Origin of the sequence: Vibrio sp. qd031 (genome assembly GCF_002100145.1) — a bacterium.
In the GTDB taxonomy this organism is placed as follows: Bacteria; Pseudomonadota; Gammaproteobacteria; order Enterobacterales; family Vibrionaceae; genus Vibrio.
This window is the reverse complement of the sequence record NZ_JXQD01000036.1, coordinates 249,491-264,344: the sequence shown is the minus strand read 5'-3', so window position 1 is coordinate 264,344 and position 14,854 is coordinate 249,491. Positions and strand designations below refer to the sequence as shown.

The 14,854-nt window shown below is 45.6% G+C and carries 12 protein-coding genes and 1 other annotated feature; of the genes, 5 read left to right on the top strand and 7 right to left on the bottom strand.

Annotated elements, in window-relative coordinates; genetic code table 11:
• Positions 1-138: 138 nt before the first annotated feature.
• Positions 139-1,011, bottom strand: a complete 873-nt coding sequence (nfo, locus tag ST37_RS19490) for a deoxyribonuclease IV (protein WP_084889209.1) — start codon at positions 1,009-1,011, stop codon at positions 139-141.
• A gap of 331 nt (positions 1,012-1,342) precedes the next feature.
• Between nfo and grcA the strand changes: the two genes are divergently transcribed.
• The 3 genes from grcA (at position 1,343) to ST37_RS19475 (ending at position 4,604) form a co-directional block, all read left to right on the top strand.
• Positions 1,343-1,720 (top strand): autonomous glycyl radical cofactor GrcA, encoded by a 378-nt coding sequence (gene grcA / locus ST37_RS19485; protein ID WP_084889208.1) that lies wholly within the window; start codon positions 1,343-1,345, stop codon positions 1,718-1,720.
• Between the two features lie 183 nt (positions 1,721-1,903).
• Positions 1,904-3,043, top strand: a complete 1,140-nt coding sequence (locus tag ST37_RS19480) for a GTPase (protein WP_084889207.1) — start codon at positions 1,904-1,906, stop codon at positions 3,041-3,043.
• On the top strand, positions 3,027-4,604 hold the full coding sequence (locus ST37_RS19475; protein ID WP_084889206.1) for a GTPase: 1,578 nt from the start codon (positions 3,027-3,029) through the stop codon (positions 4,602-4,604). Before ST37_RS19480 ends, ST37_RS19475 begins: the two co-directional genes overlap by 17 nt.
• Before the next feature lie 54 nt (positions 4,605-4,658).
• Here ST37_RS19475 and thrC read toward each other — a convergent pair whose 3' ends face one another.
• From thrC to thrA, 3 genes are read right to left on the bottom strand one after another with little or no spacing between them, the layout of a single operon-like run.
• A complete protein-coding gene (thrC, locus tag ST37_RS19470; protein ID WP_084889205.1) occupies positions 4,659-5,942 on the bottom strand; it encodes a threonine synthase in 1,284 nt (427 codons plus the stop codon).
• A complete protein-coding gene (gene thrB / locus ST37_RS19465) occupies positions 5,939-6,907 on the bottom strand; it encodes a homoserine kinase (RefSeq protein WP_084889204.1) in 969 nt (322 codons plus the stop codon). Before thrB ends, thrC begins: the two co-directional genes overlap by 4 nt.
• A gap of 1 nt (position 6,908) precedes the next feature.
• The gene (gene thrA / locus ST37_RS19460) at positions 6,909-9,368 is read right to left on the bottom strand and encodes a bifunctional aspartate kinase/homoserine dehydrogenase I (protein ID WP_084889203.1); all 2,460 of its coding nucleotides are present in this window, start codon (positions 9,366-9,368) and stop codon (positions 6,909-6,911) included.
• Between the two features lie 23 nt (positions 9,369-9,391).
• Positions 9,392-9,506 (bottom strand) — a sequence feature (Thr leader region).
• Between the two features lie 290 nt (positions 9,507-9,796).
• On the opposite strand from thrA, the gene ST37_RS19455 reads away from it, so the two are divergent.
• Positions 9,797-10,249 carry a hypothetical protein gene (locus ST37_RS19455; protein WP_084889202.1) on the top strand — a complete coding sequence of 151 codons (453 nt, stop codon included), beginning with the start codon at positions 9,797-9,799 and terminating at the stop codon, positions 10,247-10,249.
• On the opposite strand, the gene ST37_RS19450 is transcribed toward ST37_RS19455, so the two are convergent.
• Positions 10,232-10,720 carry a putative 4-hydroxy-4-methyl-2-oxoglutarate aldolase gene (locus ST37_RS19450; protein WP_084889201.1) on the bottom strand — a complete coding sequence of 163 codons (489 nt, stop codon included), beginning with the start codon at positions 10,718-10,720 and terminating at the stop codon, positions 10,232-10,234. The two genes, ST37_RS19455 and ST37_RS19450, sit on opposite strands and share 18 nt — an antisense overlap.
• A 460-nt stretch (positions 10,721-11,180) precedes the next feature.
• On the opposite strand from ST37_RS19450, the gene arcA reads away from it, so the two are divergent.
• Positions 11,181-11,900 carry a two-component system response regulator ArcA gene (gene arcA / locus ST37_RS19445; protein WP_084889200.1) on the top strand — a complete coding sequence of 240 codons (720 nt, stop codon included), beginning with the start codon at positions 11,181-11,183 and terminating at the stop codon, positions 11,898-11,900.
• 62 nt (positions 11,901-11,962) lie between these two features.
• Here arcA and ST37_RS19440 read toward each other — a convergent pair whose 3' ends face one another.
• Positions 11,963-12,439 (bottom strand): hypothetical protein, encoded by a 477-nt coding sequence (locus ST37_RS19440; RefSeq protein WP_143698255.1) that lies wholly within the window; start codon positions 12,437-12,439, stop codon positions 11,963-11,965.
• A gap of 36 nt (positions 12,440-12,475) precedes the next feature.
• A complete protein-coding gene (gene arcB, locus ST37_RS19435) occupies positions 12,476-14,809 on the bottom strand; it encodes an aerobic respiration two-component sensor histidine kinase ArcB (RefSeq protein ID WP_084889198.1) in 2,334 nt (777 codons plus the stop codon).
• Positions 14,810-14,854: the final 45 nt, after the last annotated feature.

Here is a 14,854-nt window from a genome sequence, read left to right as displayed (position 1 = left end):
AGGCATAGGACTTCCCCTTCTGCAAATAAGTACCGAAATTGAGGCGCATACAGCTCTTATACGCCTCTTGCCTTTCTAAACCATCCAATTTCCGTGCCAGCCCATCGCTAAAAAAACACCTTGTAGCTAATTGTAAAACTAAGCCAAAAGATTTGCGTGGTAAGCTCTTAATTGTTGGATTTCATTGTGCCAGATTTCAGGTTCAATTGTCTCTAAAATCAGTGGGATACCATCAAATCTGCGATCTTGAGCAATATATTTGAAACAGTCCCACCCAATATGCCCCTCACCAAGAGAATGATGGCGATCCACTCGCTTTCCTAACTCGACTTTAGAGTCATTAATGTGCATTGCCCTTAGGTAGTGCATACCAACAATTTTATCGAACTCTTCAAACGTTTGATTAAAAGCATCTTGAGTTCGTAAATCATAGCCCGCTGCGAATGTGTGACATGTATCAATACAGATACCCACTCTAGATTTGTCGTCTACCTGGTCAATTATCGACGCCAAATGCTCAAATCGCCATCCTAGGTTGGTCCCTTGGCCAGCGGTGTTCTCAATCACTGCAATCACATTAGGAACAGCTTTATGTGCTAAGTTGATCGACTCAGCTATGGTCGCCAAACACTCTTCCTCACTGCATTGTTTCAAATGGCTGCCTGGGTGAAAATTTAGCAACGTCAACCCAAGTAACTCACATCGCTCCATCTCATCGATAAACGCTGCGCGTGATTTTTCTAACTTCTCTGGATCTGGAGCGCCAAGATTGATCAAGTAAGAGTCATGAGGAAGAATTTGATCCGCGCTAAACCCCAGCTCTTTACACCGTTGCTTAAACAGCGAAATACTCTCGGCCTCCAAAGGTTTAGCCTTCCATTGACGCTGGTTTTTGGTAAACAACGCAAACGCGTTAGCACCAATCTCTTGTGCTCTTACCGGGGCATTCTCGACACCTCCAGCGGCAGACACGTGTGCGCCTATGTATTTGACAGATGGAGTGTGTGTCATGTTCTTTTCCTAATCTTTATAGAGATAACTCTGCTAATTTTGCGACATCAAAACATATTGTGCGCAATGGGTAAAGTAAGAGAAATATTGAACTTATTTTTAACCGTTCATAAAAACCAGCAACTTATCAAATTTTTTTGAATAACCTACACTTTTTTAAAAAATAATCATTGATTGATTTAGCGCAATCTTTTAACCTTAAGAAAAATACGGATTAACAGATTTTATTGACCCAAATCAACACGCGCTGTTTTTTAACGGCTACCTGTTGGTTTGAATTAAACAATTCTTAACAGCTAGTTAAACTTCCTATACAGGAAAGGAGTGAACCATGATTCAAGGTATTCAAATTACAAAAGCAGCCAACGATGATCTACTAAACTCAATTTGGCTAATCGATTCAGACAAAAACGAAGCACGCTGTGTTGCAGCTGTAGCCGGCTTTGAAGCTGATCAAGTTGTTCCAGCTGCCGATTTAGGTGAGTACGAAAGCCGTGAAGTGGCTATCGAAAAAGCGCCTAAGATTGAAGGTGGTCAACACCTAAACGTTAACGTTCTAAAACGTGAAACGCTAGAAGACGCTGTAAACAACCCAGAGAAGTACCCACAGCTCACTATTCGCGTATCAGGCTATGCAGTACGCTTTAACTCTCTCACTACAGAGCAGCAAAAAGACGTTATTGCACGTACTTTCACAGAAAGTCTGTAATTGTCACTACCCATTCAAAACGCTCGGCAACTGCCGGGCGTTTTTTTGTTTAAGACCTCCCCTATCGAATACCGCTCTCCTAGTACTATCACTGCGCAGCAGAATTTTATACAGTAAGTCTTTGCGAGATCAGTTTGGCTGATTTGGCCTTCTGTACGACCTTAAGAGGTGGAAGTAGTAGGCATGTTCGAAAAGATAAAAAATGCGATTAACCCGAGTCAAAACCCAGATCTAACCCAAGCGCGTGATGTTCAGCGCCAGCACCTTCCTACTCTTTGGCTTTTAGGTAAAACAGGATCAGGGAAATCCTCACTCGTTCATGCCATAACCGGTGAAAGCCATATCGAAATCGGCAATGGATTTGAACCCTGCACGCTTACAGCATCCAGCTACACGTTTCCAAAGCAGAGCCCATTACTTCGATTTATGGACACAAGAGGTTTGGCTGAGTCCGGGTATGACGCCAGTCACGATATAGAACAAGCTTTGAGCGGCAGTCACGGCATTGTAGTACTTGTAAAAGCGGACGATCCCGAACAAAGTGCGTTACTTGCCGCATTGAAACAGGTGAAAAAGCGGCTAGGGTCGACTCAATTACTGTTGGTTCATACGGCGGTCTTATCCTCATCCAAAGCCGATAGAGAGCGCCAAGTTGCGTTTAACACTCAGCAAATCACTCACCTTTGGGGCGCTAACGTGCGCAGCATTGAAGTAGACTTTGCCCCTTTAGATGCACACCCAGAGCAGCAGACCAGTGTCAGTCCTAACAGCACCGAGTGTTATCATTACCCTCAACTGATTGAGCAGCTTGCTGCGCAAATTCCAGTCATTGGCCTCATGGCCAACCATTCTGAACACGCATCCCTTGAACAGCAAAACTTTAAAGCATTGGAAAATGAAGTACTGTGGTATGCCGGAAGCGCAGCGACCACCGATATCTTTCCCGCCGTTGGGCTGGTCACCGTACCGGCTATACAGGCAAAACTGCTGCACAGCTTAGCCAACCAATATGGTGTAGAGTGGAATAAGCGTGCCTTTTCTGAGCTCATTGGCTGTATGGGGGGCAGTTTTGCGGTTCAATACGCTGTTAAGCTGGGTGCAAGACAAGTCCCCAAGTTAATACCTGGATGGGGACAAACCGTTGCCGCCGCCGCTGCTGCTGCAATTAGTTTTGGCACCACATACGCGATAGGTCGAGCAGCCTGCTACTATTTTTACAAGAAGAGCAGTGGTGAAGAGCCCAACCCTGAAGAGCTACAAGCGCTCTATCGCGACGCACTAAAACGAGGTAAAAAGGCATCTGGCTATGAAAAAGATCACTAATCTCTATCGATTTCTGGCCGCAATTTCTGGTGGGCGCATCGGCATTACGCTCATCTCATTGTTGTTTCCTGTGCTTATAACGATGGGGTATGGGATCGTGTTGGCCTTTCAGCATGGATACTTACTGCAACTATCACTGATCACCACCATTAGCACCTTGCTCGTTGCCCTACCGCTATTCTGGATTGCAAAAAAAGAACACAATGAGCCCCCCGCTGACGAAGTCGATATTGCACTAAATCCCGATTGGTCTGAGAACGAGCAACGTATATGGCAGCACGCGCAACACGTGGTTGAGGAGCAACTTAATCGCGAACTCGCTTGGTCAGAAATGGATACTGCGAGTATCAATGTATTGGAAGCCGTTGCCACCGAGTTCGAAAAGTCGACCCTCGACTTCTCTATCCCTGAAGGGTTAAAACTGTTTGAAGAGATCAGCCGGCGATACCGGTTAACCGTCAATGAACATATCCCTGCTATTGAACTCATGAAAATCTCATACATTCGAGCAGGTTATGACGCCTACGATAAATATGGCGAGCTAGGCAAGAACGTGGTGACTGCCGCAATATGGGCTAACCATGCGAAGAACCTCTATTTTAATCCCGCGAAAGTCCTTTCTGATATCGGTAAACAGCAAGCAACGTCTTCGATGACTCGTGGATTGGCCGACGAAATGCAATTGAAGGCCAAGAAGCTTCTCTTAGATGAGGTGGCAGCGGTCGCTATCGATCTCTACAGTGGTCGATTTAGCCTAGACGATGATGACATAACAGACTCCACCATCGCCGAAGAAGACGAACGATATCAGCCAGTAGAGCCAGAGCCGATACGCGTTGTGCTGGTTGGCCAAACAAGTAGTGGTAAATCTTCATTAATCAATGCGATGCAAAAAGAACTTATCGCAGAAGTCGACCCATTGCCCTCAACCGATATGCATGCGGTGTATCAAACTGTATTGGACGATGCCACGGTTAAAATCGTCGACCAAAAAGGACTCGATGGTGATGCGAAGACCGCAAAACAGAGTCTCAAGCAGGTGACCCACGCCGATATCGTGCTGTGGGTATTAAAGGCGAATCAACCTGCAAGAGCTTTAGATTCGCAGTTACTTGAGATGATCAATCACTTCTACACTCTGCCAGAAAATATCTCGCGCAAGAAGCCACGAATTATTGCCATAGTGAATCAAGTGGATAGGCTATCTCCACAAGCAGAATGGAGCCCTCCCTATGACCTTAGCAACCCAACCAGTGCTAAAGCTAAGGTAATTGCAGCTGCCGTTAAGCACAATCATGAGCTACTAAACGCTGATGTCAGTGCGCCATTATGCATTGCACCTGACAGAGTCAACATGGGTGTCCTAGAGCTAAAGCAGCTTTTACAACAGGAGCTTCAGCACGCCATACAGGTTCAACATAATCGCCAACGAATAGAAGCTATCAAGCGAGGCACTGCGCTAAAAACCCAGTTAAGACGCGCGGGCAAGCTAGGAGGCAAAGCGGTCAAAAAAGGTGCGCCTAAAGTCGCTAAAATCGCGGTGAAGCAACTACTTAAATAAAAAAAGCCCTAGGGCATAAATGCCATAGGGCTAGATAATTCATTGAGCGTGATGTTATTTATGCGCGGCGTAAAGCACTTCTTTTAACGCGTCAAAATCGTTGTCGCGCTCTTCAGAGAGCAGCTCCATTGCAGCATGTTTTGCAAGTGGTCCAGGTAAATCGATGTCCGTACCTAGAATATCGTCCACCACTTCCTTAAATTTCGCAGGGTGTGCGGTACATAAAAACAGTCCCGTTTCACCTTCTGCTAACTGCTGGTCCAACACTCGGTAAGCGATGGCGCCATGAGGCTCACAAAGATAGCCAAGATCGTGAAGCTCCTTCACCGACTCTGCACTTTGCGTATCGGTGACCGCGCCCTTTCCTAATGTCTCTAATCCCCACTCCTTAACACGGCACAACTCTTCGATGCGCGGCCAGTTGTTTGGCTGGCTTACATCCATTGCGTTGGATGTTGTCGCAACTGTTGGCTTAGGATCCCATTGGCCTGTTTCTAAATAACGAGGCACTGTGTCGTTTGCGTTAGTTGCGGCGATAAAGCGCTTAACCGGTAAACCTAACGCCTTCGCAAGTAGACCTGCAGTTAGGTTACCAAAGTTGCCACTTGGTACAGAAATCACCAAGTTTTCTCGCTCTGCTTTACTCATTTGCGCAGCGGCTTCAAAGTAGTAACAAATTTGCGCCATCAAACGACTAATATTGATTGAGTTCGCTGAGTTTAGGCCAATATCCTGACGCAGTTTTTCGTCATCGAACGCGTTTTTAACCAGCGCTTGGCAATCATCAAAGTCTCCATTAATGGCGACGGTATGAATGTTTTTACCCAAAGTACAAAATAGGCTCTCTTGCAATGGACTGATCTTTCCTTTTGGATACAAGATCACCACGTTGATATTGTCCATGCCATAAAACGCATGGGCGACTGCCGCGCCAGTGTCACCAGAGGTTGCCGTTAGTATGGTGATTTTTCCACCGTCGGATACCGCAGCCAGTGATTGCGCCATAAAACGCCCACCGAAGTCTTTAAACGCTAACGTTGGACCGTGGAAAAGTTCTAGCGCATACACGCCGTCTTTGACTGATTTGATTGGTGCTGGAAATTGAAAAGCCGCATTCACCAGCTCTGAGACTTGTTGCTCAGGTAGCTCATCTCCAATCAGTGCCGACAATATTTTGCTGCTACGAGAAGTAAAATCTTCCGCCAGCAGGCTGTCAATGTCGTCAAAAAATGGCAATTGGCTTGGAAAGAACAGACCCTGATTACGGCCTAGTCCTTGGCGAACCGCTTGTCCAAATGAGACTTGCTCGTCATTTTCTTTGATGTTGTACAGCTTCATAATTCCTTTCCTGTTACGACAGACCCTTGCTTATCCAATCGACAAATATGCACGAATCCTTGGTCATTTTGAACATAATTTTCGGCAAGCCAGCTTGCCACTCGTTGCGCGATATCTTCATTATCGCACACGCTAAATAGCGTGGGGCCACTGCCTGAAATTCCGGTAGCCAAAGCGCCGGCTGTCGCAGCAAACTGTCTTGCTCCAGCGAAGTTTGGCAGTAATTTCTCTCTGTAGGGTTCGGCAATCACATCTTTAATCATTTTAGCCGCAAGCTTTGGTTCTCCCGCATGGCTTGCGTGGATAAACCCAGCCAAGTGACGACCATGAGCAATGATATCTTGGCGACGATATTGTGCGGGAAGAATCTCTCTCGCGGCAGCCGTAGATACCGTAATACCAGGGTACGCCATAACCCAATACCATTGGTCAAAACTCGGAACTGACTGCGAAATAATCCCTAGCTCTTCAATCATCAACTGCAATCCACCAAGATAACAAGGCGCAACGTTATCGTAATGCACGCCACCTGAGATTTGGCCTTCCATCTCGCCCATTAGCGCGAGCAGTTCTGTTTCATCAAGCGGTTTATCATGATACTGATTAAGCGCGTCGAGTGCGGCAACAATGGAACATGCACTAGACCCTAATCCTGACCCAATAGGCATGTTCTTTTCAAGTGTCATCTTGAGGGGCAATAACGGCACACGCTTACGACTTAATTCACGGCCAAACACCCGCCAGCAATCATAGACAATGTTTTCTTTAGGATCCGCTGGCAACTTATCGACAAAATGCCCTACTGCCGCGAGCTCAAACTCCTGCTCAGAACTTTCTACCATAACTCGGTCACCTAACAAGGTACCATCGATAGGAGACACTGCAGCACCTAGCACATCAAAGCCGACACTCACATTTCCGATAGACGCTGGTGCGTAAACGACAACGCTTTGTTTTACAGCCATATTACACTCCTAGCTTCCATCCAAGGGTACGCATTACGTCCGAAAATACGCCCGCAGCGGTGACTTCAGTACCGGCACCGTAACCGCGAAGGACCAGTGGAATCGGTTGGTAATAGCGGCTGTAAAACGCCAGCGCATTCTCACCGTCTTTCACTTTATACATTGGATCGTTACCGTCGACAGCAGCGATTTTCACGCGGCACTTTCCATCGGCGATTTCACCGACGTATCGCAATACCTTACCTTCTTCTCGTGCCTGATTAAGTAGCCCAGAGAAATAGGCATCGGCTTCTGGCAAGCGAGCCATAAATTCTTCGATGCTACCAGAGTCGTCAAAACCTGGTGGCAATGCCTGATCGACAATGACATCTTCTAGCTCAATAGACATACCTGCCTCCCGAGCCAAGATAAGCAATTTACGGGCAACATCCATTCCCGAAAGATCATCACGTGGGTCAGGCTCAGTAAAGCCGTTGCTTTTCGCTACATTGGTTGCTTCACTTAGGGTCATCCCTTCGTCTAGCTTGCCAAAGATAAAAGAGAGCGACCCAGAGAGAATCCCATTAAAGCGTTCAAGCTCATCACCGGCAGAGATTAAGTTCTGTAGGTTCTCAATAACCGGTAAACCAGCGCCTACTGTTGTCTCGTAAAGCAATTTGCGTCGAGATGAACGGGCCACATCGCGCAGTTGATGGTAATACGCCATGCTAGCCGTATTCGCCTTTTTATTCGGCGTCACTACGTGGAAACCCGCAGCGAGGAAATCGGCATACTGAGCCGCAATATCTTCGCTTGAGGTACAGTCCACCAGCACCGGGTTGATAATGTGATTACGTTGCACGATTGAGCTCAATTGAGCAACCGAGAACTTTTCGCTCACGTTGGACATGCGATCGCGCCACTGCTCGAGTGGCAGTCCTGCAGGATCCGCTAATAACCCTTTAGAGTTGGCTAAACCACATACGCGGATCACTATGCCTTTGTCTTTTAGTATCGCTTGCTGACGTTCAATCTGATCAACCAGTTCACCACCAACGCCACCAACGCCTACGACAAACACATCCAAAAAGTGCTTAGAGTTAAACAAGTTTTCATGACAGGCTTTAATCGCCTCTGAAATTTTGTCTTCTGGGATCACCGCAGAGATAGCTCGCTCTGATGAACCTTGAGCAATAGCGACTACGTTGACGTTCACCTCAGCTAAAGAAGCGAAGAATTGCGATGCCACACCTTTCGATGTGCGCATGCCGTCGCCGACCAATGTCACGATGGCCACATTGCTGATAAATTCTACCGGCTCTAAAAGCGCGTCTTTTAGCTCAAGCTCAAAAGAGTCTTCTAAGGCGCGTTTTGCTTTTACTTTGTCAGCTTCTTCTATACAGAAGCTAATGGAATACTCTGACGAAGATTGTGTGATCAACACAATCGAAACGCCCGCTGCTGACATCGCACCGAACACGCGACTCGCCATGCCCACCATGCCTTTCATACCAGGCCCGGAGACATTGACCATGGTTAGATCACTTAATGTTGTGATCCCTTTAATTGGTAAGTTATCTTCGCCAGTGTCTTGTCCAATCAGAGTACCCGCACCTTGAGGATTAAAGCTGTTCTTTATTAGGCAAGGAATGTGGAATTGAGCGATTGGTGCAATGGTTTTAGGGTGCAGTACAGAAGCGCCGAAGTAAGAAAGCTCCATCGCTTCTTGATAGCTCAAACATTTGAGTAGACGAGCATCTTCAACCAGTCTTGGGTCACAGTTATACACCCCGTCGACATCGGTCCAAATCTCACAACACTCAGCACGAAGACACGCCGCCAATACTGCCGCTGAGTAATCCGAACCGTTGCGGCCTAGAGTAACCAGTTCACCTTGTTCATTACCGGCTGTAAATCCAGGCATGATGTGTACAACACCACCTTCTAGTGGTTGAGTGGCAAAGTTGATGGTCGACTTCTCAACATCCACAGACGCTTCAAGATGATCGCCCGATGCAATCAGATATTTTACTGGATCGATTAAACTTGCTGGCTGGCCTTTTGCTTCCAGCACCGCTTTCATTAACTGAATTGAAATTCGCTCACCTTTACTAATTATGCGCGCGTAAACGTTGTTTGGACACATACCCAATAAACGAATACCTTCAACAAATTGAGTGAGGTGACTCAGTGACTCTTCCACCTGTTCAAGATAAGCGGCAGAAGATAGGGTTGGGAGTTCAGCGCGAACGTGTTCCAGCAGTTGCGAGAAACTTTGGCGTAGTTCGTCTATTTGAGGTGTTGGATTGAGCCCATTTAATGCCGTTTCGACAACAGCAACTAATTTATTAGTGGTTTTCCCTGGAGCAGACAATACAACCGCAATGTCTTCTTGCTGTGCGTTATTCGCAATTATGTTAGCAGCCCTTAAGAATCGGTCTACATCGGCTAACGACGAGCCCCCAAACTTTAATACTCTCATTCCTTTCTCCCTGTTCAAATTTCAAAAAAAAGGCCTGTATCTTGTTGGATACAGGCCTTTTTATAAATTTCGCTTAGCAGCCTGCCCCAACATCCTCTGTGTCGGTAATAATCATGGTGGTAATTAGGCGGCTGTTTAAAATCATTGCGTTGTGTTTCAATTATATTTTGCTTTCCTCTATGAATACCTACTTTGGATACTTGAGTCAAACAATAATTGAATTTTCTTTCATTTAGACTATGAGAACAAGAATGATACATCCAACCCAAACTTGATGGTTACTCTAAGTACGGCAATTAATGTTGCGCCTAATGCAGCCAGATGCAGGAAAACTGTGATCCATTGTAAAAAGGCTTGATTGTGTTGTAGAAATATTGTGCACTTAAGGCCATACTTATCGTCTATTTAATAGCAGCAAGGAGCGCATCTTGAAACACATTCTGTCGTTCATCGCTTGTGCTGTTGCTTTTCCTATATTTGCATCACCCACCCTACCGAACATAGAAGAGTCTGAATCCAAGCACAAAGTATTCATGAACTCTAAAAGCCAAACTAACGAAGGCTTTGATGTTTGGCAGATCGACAGTGGTTATGCCTACAACTTATTTGACTCGTTTGATCTCTACGTGGGTACTCGTATCAAGAATACCGACTCTGAGGCCGATCGCGGTTTTTTAAGTGGTGTCAGTTACCAGTTCAACCATAAGATTTCAGTCAACAGTACACTGTACACCGGCGATACTGCGGTGATTGAAGAGCCCTCTTTTAATGCCGAGGTCTCGGGTAATTTTGAAATGAGTAACGGGCTTAACCTGCATGCCACTCTCGATTATGACGAGTGGCAACAGGGTATTACGGTAGGACTAGGCTACAACTTCTAACGGTTCACTGCTCACCAGTACCCCATTCCAATCCGCGTAGATGTAATCTCCTGGGTGCACCGAAAATCGATTAATCATCAAACTGACATTGATCTCACCAATGTCACGTTTTTCGGTTTTAAATGGGCAGGCTCCAATCGCCTTGATACCTAACGGCATTTCAGATAACTCACCCACATCGCGTACCGCACCATTAATAATAATGCCTTCCCAACCATTGTCGATGGCTGTCTGAGCGACCTGATCACCCAGTAAAGCTCGTTGGGTGGAGCCGTTACCGTCGACCACCAGCACTTTTCCTTTGCCTGGTTGTGTTACAACTTCGCGAACTTTGGAGTTGTCTTGAAAACATCGAACCGTAACAATTTCACCAAAAAACGCTGATTTTCCACCAAAGTTTTGTAATGGGATATCCCAGAGTAAGACGTGTCCTTCGTACTTATCACACAGATCCGGTAAAATATCTTGCATAAATCCTCCATTCAATTATTCGTGCTCCATGCACGTAAGTGCACATGACTATGCACTAATGTTGATACACTATTCTACAAACTCTTTGAATATCCAAGAAAATCATCAATTACTTGAATAAATTTTTAAAATTAGAGTGTATTCACCAACCTAATTAATCATGCGCAGTTGTTACAAAGTTTCTATTGATTTAAATCAATAAAGTGAAAAAAATTAACAACTCTTGATTGTTAAACTGCTGTTACATAGGTAAAATCTGCCATCAAGTTAGTCAAAAATGAAAGATAATAACGGTTTCGTAATTATCTTAAACAGTACCACGGATGGGAATGGCGTGATCTGAAACAAAACAGCAAGCGAAAAGTTTGCTATATTGTTAAAAATAGATTGCCCGCGTGTTGATTTTTTGCCTAAAATTTAACTCGTTAGACAAATTCCTTTAGAATACTAGGTGCCAGTAATGCATACCCCAAAAATCCTGATTGTAGAAGATGAACAAGTTACACGTAATACGTTAAAGAGCATTTTCGAAGCTGAAGGCTACACCGTATTTGAAGCCAGCGATGGTGATCAAATGCATCAGCTATTATCAGAAAACTCAGTAAACCTTGTCATCATGGATATCAACTTGCCAGGGAAAAATGGCCTTCTACTTGCCCGTGAACTGCGTGAGCAAGCAAACGTTGCGTTAATGTTCCTCACTGGCCGTGACAACGAAGTCGATAAAATCCTGGGTCTAGAAATTGGTGCAGACGACTACATCACTAAACCTTTTAACCCACGTGAGCTGACTATCCGTGCTCGTAACCTTTTAAACCGTTCAATGTCTAGCAAAAGTGATGACGAAGAAGCGCGTAACGTCGAAAAGTATGTGTTTAACGGTTGGGTTCTAGACATCAATAGCCGCTCTTTGGTTAACCCACAAGGTGAGAGCTACAAGTTACCACACTCCGAGTTCCGTGCGCTGCTTCACTTCTGTGAAAATCCAGGAAAAATCCAAACTCGCGCCGACCTATTGAAGAAAATGACAGGCCGTGAGCTTAAACCACACGACCGTACTGTTGACGTGACTATCCGTCGCATTCGTAAGCATTTCGAGTCGGTTGCAGGTACGCCAGAAATTATCGCCACCATCCATGGTGAAGGCTACCGCTTCTGTGGTGAGTTTGAAGATCAATAATCGATAGTTCACAAGAAAAAAGAGCCTGGTGGCTCTTTTTTTTATTACTGCACTCTAAGAGCTTAATACACTTTATCGACTTTGACTGTGCGTTCAACTAACCACTGCTCGTTACTCAACTCAACCGCAACATCCATAGTCTCTACATCCATCGCATCTACATTAGCATTAACACGGATTTTCCAGATTGATGGACTGATTGCTTCTAATTCAAAGTCATTGATCTGCCATGTAGCACCGTTAAAGGCAAACAACAGACTTTGAACTTCAACCCCTGCAGGAATTTCATCGATAGAGCTTAGCACCAGTGAGCCTTTTAACTTAGGGAACTCTTCATCTCCTATTCTAGGCATCAAATCAATCCATAGTGCCGACTCAAGCTTTACCACAGCACTTTGCCCATCGTGCTCAACCAATTGCTCTGCACTTTGATTCCACGTTGGTAGCAAAGGGTCAGGTATTACTTCTGCTGGAGGTGGAGCCATACAACCCGACAGTAGAGCAGCGCAACCTAGCGCAATCACACTCATCTTCTTCATCTTTTCATTCCTCTAATCAGGCGCGACCCCACTAGTTTACGCTTGTTCTATCCACTGTTTTAGGATCTCTACGTCACTTTGGTAACTATTGCGAATCTCGTCAACCCATTCATCGATATTCTCCCACCAAGCAGGGAGTTCTGGAGATTGCGCTTTTTGAGCAACGCTCTGGATACGCTTCAACCCAACAGACCCTGCAGCTCCCTTAATTTTGTGCGCCTCAGAGACAATGGCATCTTTATCCTTGGCGATGAGGTTAGATTGAAGTATCGAGGTATAGTCAGGCATTAGTTTCTCAAATACAGAGACACCTTCGAGAACTTGGTTTTTGCCGACTATATCGATGTAGGAGCTGAGCATTTCAATATCCACGACGGTGTCAAAATGATCATTTGATGCTTCGTATTCATAGCTCGGTTGCGACAGCAACGCCCCAACTTCACTGCTGCCGACTCTCGCAAGAACTTTTTTCAACGCTTTTGCCGATAACGGCTTGCTAAGCGCTTCATCCATACCTCGCTCGAAATACTCTTTTTTATCCTTGAGTACGTTTGCGGTAAGTGCTACCAATGGAGGCAAATGCTGGTGTCGATTACGCAACTCTTGAGCGACGTCAAAGCCACTCATATCGGGCAATTGAATATCGAGCAACACTAAATCAAACGACCCTTGCTCAAACTTTCTTAATGCCTCTTCACCGGTCATTGCAACGGTGACTTGATGGCCTAGGCCCTCTAAGAGCGATCGCGCAACGGTCACATTGAGTTCGATGTCTTCAACCATAAAAATATTGAGTGCGTCAACTTGTTCATCGGCCACTTCTAGCGATATTTCGTTGGAAATAGGAACCGCAATGGAAACCGTAAATGTACTTCCAAAGCCAAGCTCACTGCTGACTTCGATATCGCCGCCCATCATATTAACCAGCTCTCGCGACACCGATAGACCTATACCGGTACCCATTGCGTGCAAATTGTCTTTGCCCGATTTAACCTGATAGTACATCGCAAAAATTTTGTCGACTTCAGTGTCAGGGATCCCAATCCCAGTATCTTCCACCTCAAACTGGATATAGGCCAATCGCCCACTCACGTCGGCGCTAACACTCATGACCACGCCACCTTCTTTTGTAAACTTCATGGCATTGCTGATTAAGTTCCACAAGACTTGCCTTAGACGAGTCGCATCCACCTCTATGACATCTGGGAGTTCGGTTAACCTTTCGAGATCAAAGCGCAAGCCTTTCTGCTCCCCCATTAATCCTGCAATGCTCTCCATTTCGGCGACGAACTCTTTAAACTGCAGTGGCTTAGGCAACAGCTCGAGTTTATTGCGGTCAAATTTGTCCATATCAATAATATCGTTAAAAATATTACCCAAAGTGATGGCACTTACATTGATGGTTTGCATGTAGTGACGCTGCTGCTTATCCAGCTTACTTTCAAGCATCATACGACTCAGCCCAACGATCCCATTTAACGGTGTCTTCAGTTCATGGCTAATCGTTGAAATAAAGGTGGTTTTGTCTCGACTGGCTTTTTCGAGGGTGTCTTCATGCTCTTTACGTTCGGTAATGTCGCGACCAAAGCCCACTAACCCCAAGTGCTGACCTGTTTTGTCATAAAAAGGCACCTTGCGCAGTTCAAAGTAGGCTTTACGGCCATCGGGATACTCCAGCCATTGCTCATAGGTTAACGCCTGATTGTTGCTAAAGACTTTATCGTCGGTCTCAACAATTTGCTGCGCGACTTCTTTGCTATAGACATCCCACGGAGTAAGACCCACCAGTTCTTTCTCTTTACGCCCCGTCAACTCTTCCATCGCTTTGTTACAGCCAGAAAAGACCCCCTGAGCATTACGGTAATAGGTTAAGTCGGGAGACGCATCGATAAAGGAGCGCAACAGCGCGGTTCGCTCGGCTAGCTCAATCTGAGTTTTTTCACGCTCAAACACTTCCCGCTTAAGATCATCCATAACCTCAAGGCGCGCCGCTTCGGACTTTTCACGCTCTGAGATTTGTTTATTCAACTCTTCCACTTTTTGATGAAGTTGATCATTAAGCTCGCGATCCCTGTCTCTCATGTCACTCAACTTCGCGACCAACTTAGTCAGTCTTTGACGAGACTCTTCCAGTTGATCAACGACCACCGTAAGAAAGTAGACAGCCCACGGTGTCACCAACAATCCAAAAAACACCGAACGGATAATGTCCACGTCAGATACGCTGCTATTAAGAACAATGGTGATCCCCACTTGAATCACTACAGCGAGTGCGACAAGCGCTAGGGCTAAAAGAATAGAAAACTTGATAATGCCAAGTTTGACCAGCAGGTCGACATAATATTGAGCGAGATTTTTTATAGGTTTCATCGAGCAATCCATTGAAATCGAACTGGATCAGTGTACCTAAACTGA